14 protein-coding genes and 1 pseudogene are annotated in these 16,131 nt (G+C 73.4%); 8 read left to right on the forward strand and 7 right to left on the reverse strand.

The features are described 5' to 3' along the window. Positions 1-469: 469 nt before the first annotated feature. Positions 470-715, reverse strand: a complete 246-nt coding sequence (locus ACZ407_RS11815) for a DUF397 domain-containing protein (protein WP_468127675.1) — start codon at positions 713-715, stop codon at positions 470-472. Next, positions 712-1,581: a helix-turn-helix domain-containing protein gene (locus ACZ407_RS11820; protein WP_468127676.1), complete on the reverse strand. Its 870-nt coding sequence runs from the start codon at positions 1,579-1,581 to the stop codon at positions 712-714. Before ACZ407_RS11820 ends, ACZ407_RS11815 begins: the two co-directional genes overlap by 4 nt. A gap of 137 nt (positions 1,582-1,718) precedes the next feature. Here ACZ407_RS11820 and ACZ407_RS11825 point away from each other — a divergent pair, with 137 nt between their 5' ends. The 4 genes and pseudogenes from ACZ407_RS11825 (at position 1,719) to ACZ407_RS11840 (ending at position 4,104) form a co-directional block, all read left to right on the forward strand. After that, complete coding sequence (locus ACZ407_RS11825) at positions 1,719-2,156, forward strand: ATP-binding protein (RefSeq protein ID WP_468127677.1); 438 nt, start codon at positions 1,719-1,721, stop codon at positions 2,154-2,156. Positions 2,157-2,511: 355 nt separating this feature from the next. Further along, entirely contained in the window at positions 2,512-3,159 is a 648-nt protein-coding gene (locus ACZ407_RS11830) for a helix-turn-helix domain-containing protein (RefSeq protein ID WP_468127679.1), read from the forward strand. A gap of 170 nt (positions 3,160-3,329) precedes the next feature. Continuing rightward, positions 3,330-3,751, forward strand: a pseudogene (locus ACZ407_RS11835) (type II toxin-antitoxin system RelE/ParE family toxin). Further along, the gene (locus ACZ407_RS11840) at positions 3,748-4,104 is read left to right on the forward strand and encodes a helix-turn-helix domain-containing protein (RefSeq protein ID WP_468127680.1); all 357 of its coding nucleotides are present in this window, start codon (positions 3,748-3,750) and stop codon (positions 4,102-4,104) included. The pseudogene ACZ407_RS11835 and the gene ACZ407_RS11840 overlap by 4 nt, the downstream one beginning before the upstream one ends. An 18-nt stretch (positions 4,105-4,122) precedes the next feature. Here ACZ407_RS11840 and ACZ407_RS11845 read toward each other — a convergent pair whose 3' ends face one another. Together ACZ407_RS11845 and ACZ407_RS11850 are read right to left on the reverse strand one after the other, a co-directional pair. Then, positions 4,123-4,935 carry an alpha/beta fold hydrolase gene (locus tag ACZ407_RS11845; protein ID WP_468127682.1) on the reverse strand — a complete coding sequence of 271 codons (813 nt, stop codon included), beginning with the start codon at positions 4,933-4,935 and terminating at the stop codon, positions 4,123-4,125. Between the two features lie 187 nt (positions 4,936-5,122). After that, a complete protein-coding gene (locus ACZ407_RS11850) occupies positions 5,123-6,352 on the reverse strand; it encodes an aminotransferase-like domain-containing protein (protein ID WP_468127684.1) in 1,230 nt (409 codons plus the stop codon). Between the two features lie 232 nt (positions 6,353-6,584). Between ACZ407_RS11850 and ACZ407_RS11855 the strand changes: the two genes are divergently transcribed. Further along, positions 6,585-7,445: a hypothetical protein gene (locus ACZ407_RS11855; RefSeq protein WP_468127686.1), complete on the forward strand. Its 861-nt coding sequence runs from the start codon at positions 6,585-6,587 to the stop codon at positions 7,443-7,445. Positions 7,446-7,589: 144 nt separating this feature from the next. Here the strand turns inward: ACZ407_RS11855 and ACZ407_RS11860 are convergent, their stop codons facing one another. The 3 genes from ACZ407_RS11860 to ACZ407_RS11870 all read right to left on the reverse strand — a co-directional run bounded on the left by ACZ407_RS11860 (position 7,590) and on the right by ACZ407_RS11870 (position 10,100). Next, positions 7,590-7,802: a DUF397 domain-containing protein gene (locus ACZ407_RS11860; RefSeq protein WP_468127688.1), complete on the reverse strand. Its 213-nt coding sequence runs from the start codon at positions 7,800-7,802 to the stop codon at positions 7,590-7,592. A gap of 268 nt (positions 7,803-8,070) precedes the next feature. After that, positions 8,071-8,952 carry a helix-turn-helix domain-containing protein gene (locus ACZ407_RS11865; RefSeq protein WP_468127690.1) on the reverse strand — a complete coding sequence of 294 codons (882 nt, stop codon included), beginning with the start codon at positions 8,950-8,952 and terminating at the stop codon, positions 8,071-8,073. 380 nt (positions 8,953-9,332) lie between these two features. Further along, positions 9,333-10,100 (reverse strand): GOLPH3/VPS74 family protein, encoded by a 768-nt coding sequence (locus ACZ407_RS11870; RefSeq protein WP_468127692.1) that lies wholly within the window; start codon positions 10,098-10,100, stop codon positions 9,333-9,335. Positions 10,101-10,610: 510 nt separating this feature from the next. Between ACZ407_RS11870 and ACZ407_RS11875 the strand changes: the two genes are divergently transcribed. The 3 genes from ACZ407_RS11875 to ACZ407_RS11885 all read left to right on the forward strand — a co-directional run bounded on the left by ACZ407_RS11875 (position 10,611) and on the right by ACZ407_RS11885 (position 16,082). Then, the gene (locus ACZ407_RS11875) at positions 10,611-13,715 is read left to right on the forward strand and encodes a hypothetical protein (protein WP_468127694.1); all 3,105 of its coding nucleotides are present in this window, start codon (positions 10,611-10,613) and stop codon (positions 13,713-13,715) included. A 117-nt stretch (positions 13,716-13,832) separates the two neighbouring features. Beyond that, the gene (locus ACZ407_RS11880) at positions 13,833-15,752 is read left to right on the forward strand and encodes an MFS transporter (RefSeq protein WP_468127696.1); all 1,920 of its coding nucleotides are present in this window, start codon (positions 13,833-13,835) and stop codon (positions 15,750-15,752) included. 126 nt (positions 15,753-15,878) lie between these two features. Next, on the forward strand, positions 15,879-16,082 hold the full coding sequence (locus tag ACZ407_RS11885) for a hypothetical protein (protein WP_468127698.1): 204 nt from the start codon (positions 15,879-15,881) through the stop codon (positions 16,080-16,082). Positions 16,083-16,131 lie beyond the last annotated feature (49 nt).

Raw genomic sequence — 16,131 nt, forward strand, 5'->3', positions numbered from 1 at the left:
GCCCCTTCTCTCCCCCCCCCCCCCCCCCCCCCCCCCCCAAAACCCCGGCGAGGCTTGAAGTGGGGGCTCCGCCCCCGGGCCCCCGCGCCTCAAACGGCCGGCGGGGCTTGGGTTGGGGGCTCCGCCCCCGGGCCCCCGCGCCTCAAACGGCCGGCGGGGCTTGGGTTGGGGGCTCCGCCCCCGCACCCCCGTGCCTCAAACGCCGGCGGGGCTTGGATTGGGGCTCTGCCCCGGGGCCCCCGCGCCTCAAGCCTTGGCGGGGCTGGGGTGGGGGGCTCTGCCCCCGTACCCCCCCGCCTCAAGCGTCGGCGAGGCTGGAGTGGGGGCTCTGCCCCCGGCCCCCGCGCCTCAAGCGGCGGCGGGGTGGGAATGGGCCCCCGCCGGTTCGGACCCGGCGGGCAGGGCGGCGTGGCCCGGCGGGGCCGGACGTGCCCCTGTCACCGCCGGGCGGCGGTGACAGGGCGCAGCGTCAAGAGGTGGTGTGCGCGATGAATCCGGCCCAGGCGGCCGGACCGAAGGTCAGCTGGGCACCGGCCTTCTTCTTGGAGTCGCGGACGTGGATGGTGGCCGCCGTCGTGGCCACCTCGACGCAGTCGTTGATGTCACTGCTGCTGCTGTAGCTGCTCTTGCGCCATGCGACCTCGACGCAGTCGTTGATGTCGCCGCTGTCGCTGTAGCTGCTCTTGAACCACTCCAGCTCGGGCTTGTGGATCATGTCTCTCTCCGCACCTGCTCGATGAAGGCCCGCGACTCCCGTGGTGAGAGAGCCTGGGCCCGGATCATGCCGTAGCACAGCTCAAGGCTCCGGAGCTGCTTCGGGCTGGACACAGGGCGACCCCGGAACATGCCCTCCGCGCGGCCGACTGCCGTCCCGTCCTCGAACTTCAGCACCTGAATCAGGCCGCCCATTCCGGCGTGATCCTCTCTGTTGGTCGGCATCACCTGAATCGTGACGTTCCTCAACTGGGTCACCTCCAGAAGCCGTTCCAGCTGTCGGCGAAGGACCATTGTCCCCCCGAGCGGCCGTCGGAGCGTGACCTCCTCCAGGACGAAGCTCAACGAAGGGGTCGGCCTCCGGTCGTAGATGCACCGGCGTGCCATTCGGCCCGCAACTCCTCGTTCGATCTGCTCCTCGGACTGAGCGGGTCGCCAGATGTCGAACAGGGTTCGTGCGTACTCCTCGGTCTGCAAGAGGCCGTGGATGTTGTGGTTGGCGTACGCCGACAGCTCCACGGCCTTGGCCTCAAGCTTCGCCAGGTCCCGGACCCGCTTCGGGTACCGCACTTGCTCGACATCCGGCCGCATCGCCCGGATCTTCCCGCCCGCGTTCAGGACCTCGTCCACCTTGTCCAGGTACTCGGGCCGCGGAATCCGCTTTCCCGACTCCACCTTGTAGACCAGGTCCTCCCCGTAGCCGATGGCCCTCGCGAACTCCGCGGCGCGGAGCCCCGCGCCCTCGCGCCAGACCTTCAGCTGGCGGCCCACGGCCGCGACCACCGCCGCGCCCTGTTCGTCCTCCGGGTCCACCTCCCAGCCCGGCTCTTCCGCGCTGTCGTCGTTCCTGTTGGGGTCCACGCTCATCAGCCCACCTCCACCCCGCCGGGTACCCAACACGCGCTCCGGACAGCCCGGACAGCAGTGGACAAGCTCCGGACAGTCTCCGTACGCACCGTCGTGGTCGCTGTTCAGCGTAGGGACGGGCGGCCACGCTCGGTCACGTGAATGAACAACTCAGCCAAACCCACGCGCCCGTACGTCAGTTCGCCCTCCAGCTGTCCGCCACCCCGCGCGGCGCGCACCTGGCCCGGCTGCTCGCCGTGGAGCAACTCCGCTCCTGGGGGCTGCCGCTGACCGCGGGGGAGCAGGTCATCGCCGAGCTGACGGCGAACGCGATCACGCACGGGCGGGTCCCCGGACGGGACTTCCACCTCGGCATGTCCGTCACCGAAGACGGCTGCTCGCTCCGCATCGAGGTCTCCGACACCCGCGGCTCGCACCTGCCCGTGCTCCGCGCACCGGACGCCACCTCCGGCCGCGGCCTGAACGTCGTCGCCGCCCTCGCCGCCCGCTGGGGGGTCACCCCGGGCCCGCCCCCGCGCAAAACGGTCTGGGCAGAACTCCCCTTGACCGGGTCGCAGAAGGCCACGAGGCGGTGAGCCACAGCCCGAGAGCCCCCGACATCCAAAGACCAAAGAAACGGGGGAAAGAACCCCCACCAAACCCCTCCTTCCTCCCGCTGCCGGACAGTCGCTCACATGGGTGAACTCTCTTGGGCGGAATGGAATTCGGGGCAGCTCTCGGGCATATGCTCGCCGCGACAACAGCAGAAAAAGAAACGGCCCCCGGCCGGGCTGACATCCCGACCGAGGACCTGACCAACTAGGAAGCAAACCCTTCCCGATGGCTTTTGAGCAGCCTAGCGCGCACGCGCGCACAACGGCCGATGTTCCGCCCCCGACCCCCCGATCCGGTGTCATCCACGTCAACCGGCGCCACGACAGTCACTTCACTGTGGTCGGCAACCACCTCGCCCAGCACCGCGAACTGTCCCTCACCGCCCGCGGCCTGGCGCTGTACATCCAGTCGCTGCCGACCGGCACCCCTGTCGGGATCAGGGAGCTGACCACCCGCTTCCCGGAGGGCGAGCACCGCATCGCCCGCGCCCTGCGCGACCTCGAAGCGCACGGCTACCTCGCCCGCACCCGCGAACGCCTCCCCACCGGCCGCGTGGTCACCCGTACGTACTCGTTCAACCAGCCGGGTACCCCGCACCGGCCCCCGCCACCGACCGACCCCCCGGAGGACCCGGACCCCGGCCCGTACGACCCGCCCCCGCCGGAGGACCCGGGACCACCGCCCCCGCCGGAGGACCCGGCCGACCCTCCCGCCCCGCCCGTGCCGCCGCCCGCGGCCGCCCCGCCCGCCGAGGCTGCCGAGCCCGCTGGCTGGCTCCGCCGGGAGGCGCGCCGCCTCCTCGCCGCCCTCCGCCAGCGCAACCCCCGCCTGCTCCTCGCCGAGCGGGACGTCCGCCGCCTCGCCCCGCTGATGGAAGAGTGGCTGGTCCGCGGGGCGCAGCCGGAAGCGGTGCTGCGCGTCCTGAGCAACGACGTGCCGGAGGAGGTCTGGTACCCGGCCGCCTTCCTCGCCCACCGCCTGTAGGCCCTCCTCCCGCCGGAAATCCCCGTCCACCGGCTCCCGCCGCCCGGCCCCCTCCCGCCGGACCAGGCGCTCCACCCCCTCCAGAACTGCGACACCTGCGACCGCGCCCACCGCGCCCCGACCCGCGGCCCGTGCCCGGAGTGCGCCCCGTGCCCCGTGGGAGTGGCCGCATGAACGTCCCGGCCGGGCCATATGGATTTCCGTATACTTCTGATGAGGGTCGGCCTTGGTCGATCGAGATCGAGCCCGAGGTCCGGGAGTGGCTGGAACGGCTTGCGGACCGGCACTACGACAAGGTCGAGCGAGCTGCCGACATGCTGGCGGCCCGTCCGACCACGCTGGGTGAGCCGTACAGCCGGCACCTCGGCGGCAAGGTCCGTGAGCTGCGCTTCGTCCTGGAGGGAGACTCCGTCCGGGTGGCCTACTGGCTGGCACCGGGGCGCAGGATCGTGCTGCTGACCGTCTTCCGGAAGACCAGGCAGCGCACGAGCAGGCGGAAGTCGAGCGTGCGCACCGCGCCCAGCAGGCCTGCGAGCAACGCCACGGGCCCGCCGAGCACAGTTACGACCGGAGCGAACAGGAGGGGCCGTGAACCACTCCCAGTGGAAGACCCGCCGGGCCAGGAAGCTGCTGGGTGAGCCGGTGGCGGAGTCGCCTGCCTACGTGGAGGCCGGGCACGCCTTCGCCCTGGGGCAGGCCGTGTACGACCGCCGCACCGGTCTCGGCCTGTCACAGTCCGAGCTCGCCCGCCGGGCGGGCATGACGCAGCCGCAGATCTCGCAGATCGAGGGCGGGGACTCCACTCCGACCCTCCCCGTCCTCACCCGCCTGGCCAAGGCCCTGGAAGCCTCGCTCACGATCGACCTGCACGGTGACAGCTCGGCCTTCGTCTTCACCCCGCACGACGAGCGCCGTCCGGATGGCGGCCACCCCTCGGCCGCCTGACCCCCGGCCCCCGCCCCCTCAGAAGTACAGGAACGGGATCACCGCCGGGGGCAGGGACGGCGAGGTGAGGATGTCGTAGTGGGTGGCGCCCGGGAGGACGGCCAGGCGGCTGCGGGGGCCGTCCGGGGCGGGGACCGGGACCGGGCCCGGGTCGCGCAGGCCGCCGCCCAGCAGGGCGAAGAACTCGACCGCGTGCTCCGGCCGTACGGCGTCCGCGTCGCCGAAGACCAGCAGGGTGGGGGAGGTCACCGAGGGGATCTCCGCCGACCAGTCGAACTCCCGCCGCAGCAGCTCGCCCGTCTTGCCGACCAGCACCGGCCAGTCCTCCGGGCGCGGCGCGAGCCGCTCGTACGGTTCGTGGACCGGCGTGCCGCGCATGCCCTCGGCCGCCTCCGGCGACAGGCCCGCCATCCCGGCCAGCGCCTCGGCGTGCCAGCCGTCCCGGCGGAAGGTCGTGGAGACGAGGACCAGCCGCCGGACCAGGTCCGGGTGCTGTATCGCCGTCCGCAGGGCCACCCACGCGCCGAGCGAGTAGCCGAGCAGGTCCGCCGGGCCCACGTCCAGGTGGCGCAGCAGGGCGGCGATGTCGTCCGCCAGCAGCTCGGGCCGCAGCGGGCGGCCGGGCACGTCCGCCGTCCGGCCGTGGCCCATCAGGTCCACGAGGATCACCCGCCGGTGCGCGGTCAGGGCCGGGAGCAGCGCCTCGTACATCGCCCCCGAGCCCAGCCCGCCGTGCAGCAGGACCAGCGGGGCGCCCGAGCCGTGCTCCTCGTAGTAGAGGGACAGCCCGGTCTCGGGGAGCTCTGCGTACCCCGTCCTCGTCGTCGTCATCGCCCTGCTCCTCGCCTTCCCGCTGTGCGCCGGTGCCGTTCCCGTCCTTGATCACTGCGTCCCCGCCGCTGCCGGGTGCACCGGCGGCGGCGGGGCGGTGGTGCCTCGACAGGTAGACGAACGGGGGGCCCGGAACTCATCGGCCCGGCGGGTGTTCACAGGGAGAAAGGCCGGATCCGGACTGCATTCAGACCGCCGACAGAGCCCGCGACAGCCGCCGCAGGCCCTCCGTGATCTCCTCCGGGGTGTGGGTGGTGAAGGACAGCCGCAGGGTGCGGTGATCGGGTTCTCCCGTGTGGAACGGGGCGCCGGGGACGAAGGCCACGTCGTGCGCCACGGCCTGCTTCAGCAGGGCGGTTGCGTCGTGTCCCGCGGGCAGCCGGGCCCACACGAACATCCCGCCTTCCGGCCGGTTCCATGCGGATCCGGCGGGCAGCGCGGCGCCCAGTCCGGCGAGCAGGGCGTCCCGGCGGGCCCGGTAGGCCGTACGGATGACGGCCACGTGCGCGTCCAGGTCGTTGGCGGCGAGGTAGCGGGCCGCGGCTATCTGGTCCACCGTCGAGGTGTGCAGATCGGCCGCCTGCTTGGCGACCGCCGCCGCCCGCCGCAGGCCCGCCGGGGCGCGCAGCCAGCCCAGCCGCAGCCCGGGGGCCATGATCTTGGAGAAGCTGCCGAGGAGGGCGGTCCGGTCGGCCGCCGCCGGGTGCGCGGCCAGCCAGGGCACCTCCCCGCCCTCGTAGCGGAGTTCCCCGTACGGGTCGTCCTCGACCAGCCACAGGCCCAGCCGGCCCGCGATCTCGGCGACGGCGGAGCGGCGGGCGGCCGGGAGGGTGCGGCCGGTCGGGTTCTGGAAGGTGGGGATCGTGTAGAGCAGCTTGGGGCGCTCGCGCCGCACCAGCTCCTCCAGGGCCTCGGGCAGGATCCCGTCCTCGTCGCAGGGCACGGCCACGACGCGGGCGCCGGCCAGGCCGAAGCACTGGAGGGCGGCCAGATAGGTGGGGTTCTCCACCAGGACCACGTCACCGGGCTCGACCAGGGTGGCCGTGATCAGGGTCAGGGCCTGCTGCGAGCCGGTGGTGACGAGCACGTCCTCGGCGCTGGTGGGCAGCCCGCGGGCGGTGGCGCGCGCGGCCACGGTCTCGCGCAGCTCCGGGGCGCCCTCGGTGGTCGAGTACTGGAGGGCGCGGGGCCCGGCGTCCGCGAAGGCGGCCTCGTACGCGGCCCGCAGCCCGGCCGTGTCGAAGAGCTCGGGCGCCGGCAGCCCGCCCGCGAACGAGATCACCCCCGGCCGCTCGGTGAGCGCGAGGATCTCCCGTACGGGCGAGCCGCCGACCGAGGACGCGCGGGCGGCGAAGGCGGGCGGCGGGGCGGAAGGCGCGCTCTGCGGGGGGACGGCGGGCCGGTCGGCGGCAGACATGGGTACTCCCGGGGCGGTGGGCGTGGGGCGTACGTGCGGGTGCCGGACACCCTAGCCGCGACTAGGTGCATCCGGCACCTATCTGTCCGCTCCGTGGACCGCCGCTCAATGCCGCCTCCGGCAAAGCCCGTTCGGGGACTTCCCGGACCCGGTCCCCGACCCGCCCCGGATCCGCCCCCGGACCCGTCCGGACCCCTCCCCATCTGACGGCACATCAGCTACACCGTTCTCCATGACGACAGAAGCGAACGCCGAGGGACAGCCGGACCGCCGGGTGGACGCGTACGCGGAGCTTGCCGCCGTGGGCCCCTACGGGGTGCACCCCGGGCACGCCCTGATCACCATGGTCGAGCCGCACCCGGGGCACGAGTACGCGTACAACCGCTGGTACGAGGACGACCACTACTACGCCGGGGCCATGGCCATGCCCTGGATGTACGCCGGACGGCGCTGGGTGGCCACCCGCGAACTCCAGGAGCTGCGCTACCCCGAGAAGTCGGCGGTGGCCGCGCCGGTCACCACCGGCTGCTACCTCTCCACCTACTGGGTGACCGAGGGCCGCTACGACGAGCACATGAAGTGGACCGTCGGCATCAACAAGCGGCTCAACCGCGACGGGCGGGTCTACCGCGACCGCACCCACGTCTTCACGGCCTTCCAGGACCACGAGGCGAGCGTCTACCGCGACGGGGCGGCCGGTCCCCGCGACTTCCACGCCCTGGACCACCCCTACCGGGGGCTGGTCCTCGAGGTCGTCGACGCGGAGGGCCCGGAGCAGCGGCCCGAGCTGCTGGAGTGGCTGCGCTCGCGGGCGCTGCCGGCCCGGCTGGCGGGCGGCCCGGCGGCCATGGTGCTCGCCTTCCGGCCCACCCCGCTCCCCGGGGACCGCATGACCTACGTCAAGCAGGTGGAGGGGGTCGGCACCCGGCTGACGCTCCTGTGGTTCCTGGAGGCCGATCCGCGCGAGTGCTGGGACCGGTTCCGGGACCTGGACACCGAGGTCGCGGACTCCGGCTTGGGGCGGGTCGAGCTGGTCGCGCCGTTCATCCCCACCGTGCCCGGCACCGACCGGTACGTGGACCGGCTGCGCTGAGCCGGGGCGGCGGCGGCCGGTGCCGGGTCGGCGGCCGGCGCCGGCCGCGGACACGGCCGAGCCCCCTCGGCCAGGACGGCGGACCGGTCGAGAGGGCTCATGTCAGTGGTGCGTCGGATTCCGATGGCGTGATCTCCCCTGCGCTCAGGCGAGGCATCCCAGCGGACCGCGGGTCACGCCGTCGACGAAGGAGGTCCACGAGCCGGGGGCGAAGGTGAGGGACGGTCCGCCCTGCACCTTCGAGTCCTGCACGGCGATCTCGGACACGACGGGGGACTTGACCTCGACGCACGCGCCGTTTCCGGCGGAATACGAGGACTTCGTCCAGTTCATCGTGGCACCCTGGTGAATGGCCATTGTTCGCTCCCGGTCTGGCGAGTTCGACTTGATGTGGCGCCAACCTTTTGCTGATTGGCGTGATCGACGCTACTCGCCGTCCTCCGGCTGCGAACGGGCCATTCACTCGACTGGATGGCATATTCCAGCAGGGTCTTCCATGGCCGGGCGTTGGCGGTGTACCGTACCGGCTTTCCTCGGCCACCCGCCTGTGACCTGCAGGTATCTGGCCACCTGTCCGGCTTTCCGCCCTTTCCGCCGCTTCTGCTTTACGTGGCGCGTTTCGGCGTTAAGGGCGCTTGGCGGCGTGATCGCCGATGATGTCCGCGATGAACTCCCGGGTCTGTTCCACATTCAGGGCCTGGGCGCGCAGGTGCTCGTACATGACGCTGTACTTCTGGACGTCGTTCGCTTTCTCCAGGTACAAGTCGCTTGTGACGCCTTCGATGTAGACAACGGTCGAATCCGAAGCATCCGGAAATTCCAGAATCGCGTACTGACCGTTCACGCCCGGGTGCGCACCCATGCTGAACGGCATCACCTGCACGGTGACGTGCGGCAGGTCCGACTGCGCCATCAGGTGCTCCAGTTGACGGATCATGACCGTTTCGTCGCCGACCCGGCGGCGGAGTGCGGCCTCGTCGATCACCGCCCACAGCCGCAGCGGCCCGCGCTCCGGGCTCGCCTCCTCCTCCGAGATCCGGTCCTGGCGGCGCATGCGCACCTGGACCCGTTTCTCGATGTCCGCCTGCGCGGTCTCCGGAAGCGCACCGCGCACGATGGCGGCGGCGTACTCGGGCGTCTGGAGCAGACCGGGGATGATCTGCGGCTCGTAGACGCGCAGCGAGGCCGCGTCCGTCTCCAACCCGATGTAGACGCTGTACGGGATGTCGCCGAAGGCGTGCCACCAGCCCTGCTGGCGGGAGTCCTTGGCCATCTGCATCAGCGAGTCGACCAAGCGGCGGTCCTCCACCTCGTAGACGTCGCACAGGTCGCGGACGTCGCGCTGGCTGATCGAACGGCGGCCGTTCTCCAGCCGGCTGATCTTCGACTGCGAGACCAGGAGCCGCTCGGCGACCTGCTCGGCGGTCATGCCCTTGTCCTCGCGGAGCTTGCGGAGCTCCATACCCAGTCGGCGGCGTCGGACGGTGGGATTGACATTGGACGCCACGGGAACGTTACCTCCGCTTTCCGGCCGCGAGCGCCTGGCTGACTGCCCGCTGACGTATCTCTGCGTATCTGCTGATGTGCAGATTGCCACCGAACACCCGGGCGGCGCTGGGAAAGTGACAGGAAAGCGACCGGAAACGACGGACGCGCGGGGCGACAGGACCGGTCGTCTCCGGTCCCGTCCCCCCGCGCGCCGGCGGCTCCCGAACGGGTCGTGGCGGTGCTGGGTGCTGCATGTGCGTTCGTCCGGGGCGGTGCAGGTCGTTCAGCCGCACGGATCGTGCGCCTTCTCTTGCCGTGGCCGATCGTGTCGTGACGGTTCGTGCCGTGACGGTTGATGCCGTGACGGTTCGTGCCGTGACTCCCGGGTGCGGACGGGTGTCAGTGAGCGGCGGCGCGGGCCATCGCGCCGCGGCGCGGCTGGAGCGGAACTCCGCCCGCCGCGGTACGGGCACCCGCAGCCGAGACGCCGGCCCCGACGGGCTGGCGGTTCGGTGCCGCCCCCGGCGCGCGCCGCGGCTGGGCGGCGACACCGTTCTGGACGTCCATCACGGCATGCGCCACGAGGCCGCCCATGGGGTCGTGCCGGATGAGGTCCCGCAGCCTGGAGCGGGACGACCGGCCTTCGTTGCCCGGGTACAGGTGCTTGCCGAGCCCGACCGCGTGGGCCAGCGCAGCGAGCGCCGCGGTCCGCGGGTCCGGCGGTACGCCGGTGCGGATCGCACTGTCGAGCCGGGCACGGATCTCCCGGCTGATCGCCGTGTCGGTCGCCTGGTAGCGAGTCGTCGGCAGCACTCCGCACATCTGTCCCGCCACGGCATGCACCATGCCGCACCGCTCCAGATGCGAGAGGTACGTCTGGCGGAGCCCCAGCCGGGGTCCGCCGATCCAGTGGACGGCCCGTACCGGGCTGCCGCGCCTGCGCAGCAGTTCCAGTGCGGAGTCCAAGGTCGGATCTCCTGTCGGCCGTGGCATCACCACGGCGATACGATCCCCGTCAGGGGCTATCCGTCCAGCCAGAGCCAGCTCCACTAGCTGGGCCCCGGCAAGGCCGAGGTCGAGCGACTGCGGCTGCGCCGTGGTACCCGTGGCCGGGTCCAAAGCGAGCAGCAGAAGCTCCTCCGGAATTGTTCTGCGGCTCCTGCCCATCCATGCCTCCCCGCGTGGATGAGTGACAGGGTGACCCCTCTCACATTCATCTGTCGAGAGTGCCTGGCCGCTTTGTGGGGGAACCGGCAACTATGTCGTTCTCGTCTAGCACGAGGGCGATGCCCCCGAGACGGGACACTGTTAGACGGTTCGGACAGCTGGACAGCTACAGCGATCGAGGAGGAACTGGTGGCGGGCGAGTCCCCCGACAAGTCGGTACAGCAAGGTTCGTCGGGGGCGGCGGACTCCGCGGAGGAGCGCGACCCCCGCCTTTCGGTGTTCCGCCGACCGGAACCGTCCGCGGCGCCGGAACGGGGCACGACGCCGGAACCGTCCGCGGCGCCGGAACGGGGCACGACGCCGGAACCGTCCGCGAGGCCGGAACCGTCCGCGGCGCCGGAACCGGGCGCGGACCGCGCCGCCGCGACGGCCGCCCCGGCTGACGCCGCGTCCGGTACCCCCGCCCCCCGCCCCGACACCCGCCACTCCGACCCCGCAGCCCCGGCACCCGTGGCAGAAGCGAACACCGAGCCCGGTGTGACCCCGCCTTCCGACGCCACCGCCGTCCTCGGCACCCTCACCCCGCGCCGGCCCTCGCCCCGCCCCGAGGCCGACGCGGACGCCGGCGCCGCCACCCGCACTGACGGCCGTGCCGACGGCGACACCGACCGCACCGGCGGTGGCGCGCGTGCCGACGGCCGCGCCGACGCCGACACGGACCGCGCCGACGGCCGCGCCCCCCGCGACGGCGGTGCCCGTGCCGACGCCGACGCCGACGACGCTCGTGCCGAGCGCGGCACCCGCACCGGTACCGACACCGACCGCGCCGAGCGCGACGCCCGCGCCGAGCGCGACGCCCGCGCCGAGCGCGACGGCAGCGACGACGCGCGCGACGCGCGCAAGGGCAGCGGTGGCGACGCCCGCGACGCCGGTGTCGGCGGCCGTGGTGGCGAGACCTCGGAGCCCGTGCGCGCGACGGACCGTCCCGCGGCCCTCCCCGCGCCGTCCTCGTCCGCCGGATCCGCAGGCGAGCGTGCCGGGGACGCGGTGTCCTCGGGGAAGGCCGGGCGTGCGGAGCGCGAGTCCGGGACGCCGTCCCTTGCTCCGTCCCCTGCGGGCCGGTCCGCAGACACCGCCGACCAGCCCGCCGAGCCCGGCCCTGCGGCCGGGGAGACCCCGGCCGAGGACAAGCGCGCGGGCCGGGCCGGCACCGCGTCCGACCCCGCGCCGCGGGAGGAAACGTTCGGGGCCCGCGGCGACCGCGCGGCCCTGCCGCCCGCGTCCGCGACCCCGCGCACCGGCACCACCCCCACCGACGCCCGCCCGGCCGCCGGTGGCGAGCCCACCACCGGCTCGGCCCGTCCGGCCTCGCCCGCCGACGGGCGGACGGCCGACTTCCGCGCCGGGCTCGCGTCCGGGGACGGTTCCGGCGCCGGCCGGTCGGCCGCGGCTGCCGACGCGCCGAAGGGCGGGGCCGGGGCCAAGGACGGGGCCGCGGACGGGGGTTCGGCCGCCGGGGACGGCGGACGGCCCGGCTCTGCGGGAGGGGGCAAGGGGGCCGGCGACCCGTCCGGCGGGGCCGGGCGCAAGCCTGGCGGTGACGCCGCTCCGGCGGAGGACTCGGCCGACTGGTTCGCCGTACGACGTCCTGCGGGCAAGGCCGCTCCGGGGGCCGACCGCAACGATGCGGATGCAAAGGTCGGCGGGCCGCGGGCCGCCGACGACCCGCGGGCTTCCGTCGCCGCCTGGGCCGCCACCGCCGATTCCGCCGAGCGGCGCCCGGCGGCTCCGGGCGGGGACACGACCGTGTTCCGGGCCGTGAAGCCCGCCGCCGAGGAGCCGCCCTCCGACCAGACCACCGTGCTGAAGGCGGTCGCCCCCAAGCCCGCGCCGAAGTCGGACGAGACCACCGTCCTCAAGGCGGTGACCCCGAAGCCGAAGCCGGCCGCCCCGGACGTGGACCAGCCGACGGCCGTCTTCCGCGCGCCCGCCGTGCCCAAGCCGGCCCCCGCAGGGGAGTCGGGCCAGGATGGCGGCGAGCGGTCGAGCACCTTCGTCCCGCTGCGCACGGACGACGGCCCCCGCACCCCGGCCGCGCCGAAGCCGGTCACCCCGTACCAGGCGCCGGGCACGTCCGCGGGCGCCGCCGCTGCCGCCGCGGCCCCGGGCACCAAGACCCCCGCGGGGCCGGCCGCCCCCGGCAAGCCCGGCGGCGCACCGTCCGGCCCGACCGGTACGGGCGCCCCCCAGCCCCCCACCGGCCCCTCGCCGGCCTCGCTCGCCGCCTTCGACGAGCCCGAGCGCACCAAGCAGCAGCCGCTTCCGCCGCGGCCGCCGCTCGACATGCTCGCGGACCTGACGAACAACCCGCCCCCGCCGCCCAGCGCCCTGCGCACCGCGGTCCGGCGGCTCAAGATCTGGACCCCGCTGGCGGTCCTGCTCCTCATCGTGTTCGCCGTCGTCCAGCTGGTCCGCCCGCTGCCCGACCCGAAGCTGACGATGACCGCGGCCGACTCGTTCACCTTCGACGGCGCCAAGCCGAACCTGACCACGCCCCCCAAGGGCCAGTCCTGGATGGCGGCCTCCGGCCTCGGCACGATCGCCTCCTCCGGCGAGCAGAAGCCGATCCCGATCGCCTCCGTCACCAAGTCGATGACGGCGTACATCATCCTGCGCGACCACCCCTTCAAGCGGGGCCAGAAGGGCGCGATGATCCCCATCGACGAGACCGCCGAGCGCGAGGGCCGGAAGGACAAGACGGACAACGAGTCCACGATGAACACGGCGCGCGCCGGGGACAAGATCAGCGAGTACGACGCGATCGCCGCGCTGATGATCCCCTCGGCGAACAACATCGCGCGCCTGCTGGCCCGCTGGGACTCCGGCTCGCAGGAGGCGTTCGTCAAGAAGATGAACGACACCGCCCGCGAACTCGGCATGGCCAACACCACGTACACGGACCCCTCCGGCCTGGACGCGACCACCGTCAGCACCGCCGAGGACCAGGTCAAGCTGGGTCTCAAGCTCATCGAGATCCCGGTGCTGCGCGACATCACGAAGCTGCCGGAGTGGGAGGACCAGTACGGCAAGAAGTGGCGGAACTGGAACTCCCTGGTCCCGTTCAACAACTCGCTCGGCATCAAGACCGGCAGCACCACGGCCGCCGGCGGCAACCTGCTCTTCGCCGCGCACAAGATCGTCGGCAAGACGGACCAGTTCATCGTCGGCGCCGTCCTCGGCCAGCACGACGTGCCGATCCTGGACACCGCCATCGCGGCCAGCAAGAAGATGATGCTGGAGACGCAGGACGCGCTCACCGGTGCGAAGGTGATCAAGAAGGGCGACGTCGTCGGATACGTGGACGACGGCCTCGGCGGCCGGACCCCGGTCGTGGCCACCGCCGACGTGGACGCGGTCGGCTGGGCCTCGCTGAAGGTGGACGTGAAGCTGGCCGCCGCCGGGAACGGCGGCGGGATCCCGCACGAGGCCAAGGCCGGCACCGAGGTCGGCACGCTGACGGTCGGCTCCGGCGCCAGCCAGGTCAAGGTGCCGGTGGCACTCCGGACCGACCTGGCCGAGCCCGGCTTCGGCAGCAAGCTGACCCGGCTCGGCTGAGACCGCGGCCGACAGAGGTGACGTACGCCGGCGCCCCGGGAACCCCGGGGCGCCGACGCTCGTCCTGCACCCGGGGGACGGGGCGGGCGAGGCGGGACGATGTGTGGGGTGTGACGAGTGACGACCGCTGAACCGGAATCGCAGGACCGGGCCACGGGCCCGGGCCCGGACCCGGACATACGCATGCCCGCAGCCGGGGGCGCAGCCGCGCCGGAACCCGGAGCCACACCCGGAGCCGGAGCCACACCCGGAGCCACACCCGGAGCCACACCCGGAGCCGGAACGGGAGCCGGAGCCGGCACTGCACCCGGGGCCGCATCCGCACCCGCCGCGGAACCCCGCTCCGCGCTCGCCCGTTTCCGCCTCCGCCACCCCGTGGCCTCCGTCGTCACGGCCGTGACCGCGCTGGCCGCCGCCCTGCACGTGGTGTGGTTCTTCCTCTTCGCCAACAGCGGCGGGGACCTGGCGGCCCAGGACGCCTGGGCCGAGTTCGTCGGCCGGCACCCGGACTCCGCGTACAACCTCGCCTGGTACGGCGGCATGCACCCCGTCTCCTACAGCGTGGTCTCCCCGTACCTGATGTCCGTGCTCGGGGTCCGGACCACGATGATGATCGCGGGCACGGTCTCGGCCGGTCTGGTCACCCTGATCCTCTTCCGCTGCCGGGGCGCGGTGCGCAACCCGGTGCCGCCCGCGCTCGCCGCCGTCTTCGCCCTCTTCTGCAACGCGCTCTCCGGGCGGGTGACCTTCGGGCTCGGCCTGATGCTCGCCCTGGGCGCGGTGGCGGCGGTCTTCTGCTGGCCCCGGAAGTGGGCCCGGAACCGCTGGGGCAAGGCGGCGGTGGCGGTCCCGCTGGCCGGGCTGGCCACGGCCGCCTCGCCCGTCGCGGGCCTGTTCCTCGGCGTGATCGCGGCCGCACTGTTCCTGAGCGGGCGGCGGCCGGGCGCGTACTGCCTCGGGCTGCCCCCCGCGCTGGTGGTCGGGCTGTCGGCCTGGCTGTTCCCCTTCTCCGGCACCCAGCCGATGTCGGTCGGGTCGGCCTCGCTGCCGTTCCTGTTCGGCGTGCTGGTCCTGGTGCTGGTGCCGCCGAAGTGGAAGACCGTGCGGCTGGCCTCGGCGGTGTACGCGGCGGGGGTGTTCCTGACCTGGCTGGTCGACTCGCAGGTCGGCTCGAACGTCACCCGGCTCGCGATGCTCTTCGCAGGGGTCGTGCTGCTGGCGGCCCTGCCGTACGCGGAGCCCCGCTCGCGCAAGTGGTACGCGGTGCTCCTCGCCTTCGCCGGGCTGAACACCTGGATCACCGTCAACAGCGTCAAGGACGTGGTGCGCACCACCCCGGTCGCCGCCTGGGCGCGCGAGCTCGCGCCGCTGGTGGACCGGCTCCAGCAGGTCGGCGCGGACCGCGGGCGGGTGGAGGTGGTGCCGGCGAGCAGCCACCGCGAGTCCTCGGCCCTGTCCCCGTACGTCAACCTCGCCCGCGGCTGGAACCGCCAGGCCGACCTGGAGCGCAACCCCCTCTTCTACGACGACACCCTCGACGCGGGGAACTACCGCGAGTGGCTCGACCGCTGGGCGGTGCACTACGTGGTGCTGCCCGCGGACGACCCGGACTCGGGCGGGCTGCGCGAGGCCGAGCTGATCCGGGGCGGGGTCCCGTACCTGAAGCGGGTCTGGGGCGACCGGAACTGGCAGCTGTTCCGGGTCAGCGACCCGACCCCGCTCGCGGACCCGCCGGCGACGGTGCGGCGGGCCGGGGCCGGCGAGCTGGTCGTGGACGTGCGGGAGGCGGGGGCGGTGCGGATCCGCGTGCCGTACTCGCCGTGGCTGGGGCTGGTGGACGGCGAGGGCAGGCGCGTGGCGGCCCCGACGGACGACACGAATGTGGCGGGCTGCCTGTTCCGTGCGGAGGCGGACGCGAACGGCGACGAGTGGACCACGCTGCTGGCCCCCGCCCCCGGTGAATACCGCCTCGCGGCGCCGTACCAACTCCCCCGCGGCACGGCCTGCCCCGCCGCCTTGATCCCGCCCCGCCCGTAGCCCCGGGGTCCGGGGCGGAGCCCCCGGGACCGGTCGGCATGCCGAGTGCAGCCGTGCGGCATATGCTCCGAATAGTCCGATGAGACGACTTTGGTGACCGCTGTTCCCCGAAGGAGTGACCACGGGATGGGCAAAGAGCAGAAGAAAGGCCTCCGCACCACCGAGGGTGAGGAGAGGCGCCCCACCGAACCCCCCTGGGCCAAGGCGCACGGCTTCGACAACCCCCTGCGCAGCAAGGTGAAGGGGGGCCTGCACACGAAGGCGGCCCTGAAGCGCGCCGGCAGCCCGCAGGGCGACCGCATCGGTGAGCGGAGCAAGGGTCTCAGCTGACGACGGAGTCCGAAGCCCTCCCGGCCGCCCGCCGGGAGGGCTTCCGCAC

Source organism: Streptomyces sp. NPDC030809 (assembly GCF_055572195.1).

Excerpts from the sequence above, each read along its gene's own strand:
- ACZ407_RS11815 (WP_468127675.1), bottom strand. The coding sequence starts at position 715 with ATGATCCACAAGCCCGAGCTGGAGTGGTTCAAGAGCAGCTACAGCGAC.
- ACZ407_RS11820 (WP_468127676.1), bottom strand. The coding sequence starts at position 1,581 with ATGAGCGTGGACCCCAACAGGAACGACGACAGCGCGGAAGAGCCGGGC.
- ACZ407_RS11845 (WP_468127682.1), bottom strand. The coding sequence starts at position 4,935 with ATGACGACGACGAGGACGGGGTACGCAGAGCTCCCCGAGACCGGGCTG.
- ACZ407_RS11850 (WP_468127684.1), bottom strand. The coding sequence starts at position 6,352 with ATGTCTGCCGCCGACCGGCCCGCCGTCCCCCCGCAGAGCGCGCCTTCC.
- ACZ407_RS11855 (WP_468127686.1), top strand. The coding sequence starts at position 6,585 with ATGACGACAGAAGCGAACGCCGAGGGACAGCCGGACCGCCGGGTGGAC.
- ACZ407_RS11860 (WP_468127688.1), bottom strand. The coding sequence starts at position 7,802 with ATGGCCATTCACCAGGGTGCCACGATGAACTGGACGAAGTCCTCGTAT.
- ACZ407_RS11870 (WP_468127692.1), bottom strand. The coding sequence starts at position 10,100 with ATGGGCAGGAGCCGCAGAACAATTCCGGAGGAGCTTCTGCTGCTCGCT.
- ACZ407_RS11885 (WP_468127698.1), top strand. The coding sequence starts at position 15,879 with ATGGGCAAAGAGCAGAAGAAAGGCCTCCGCACCACCGAGGGTGAGGAG.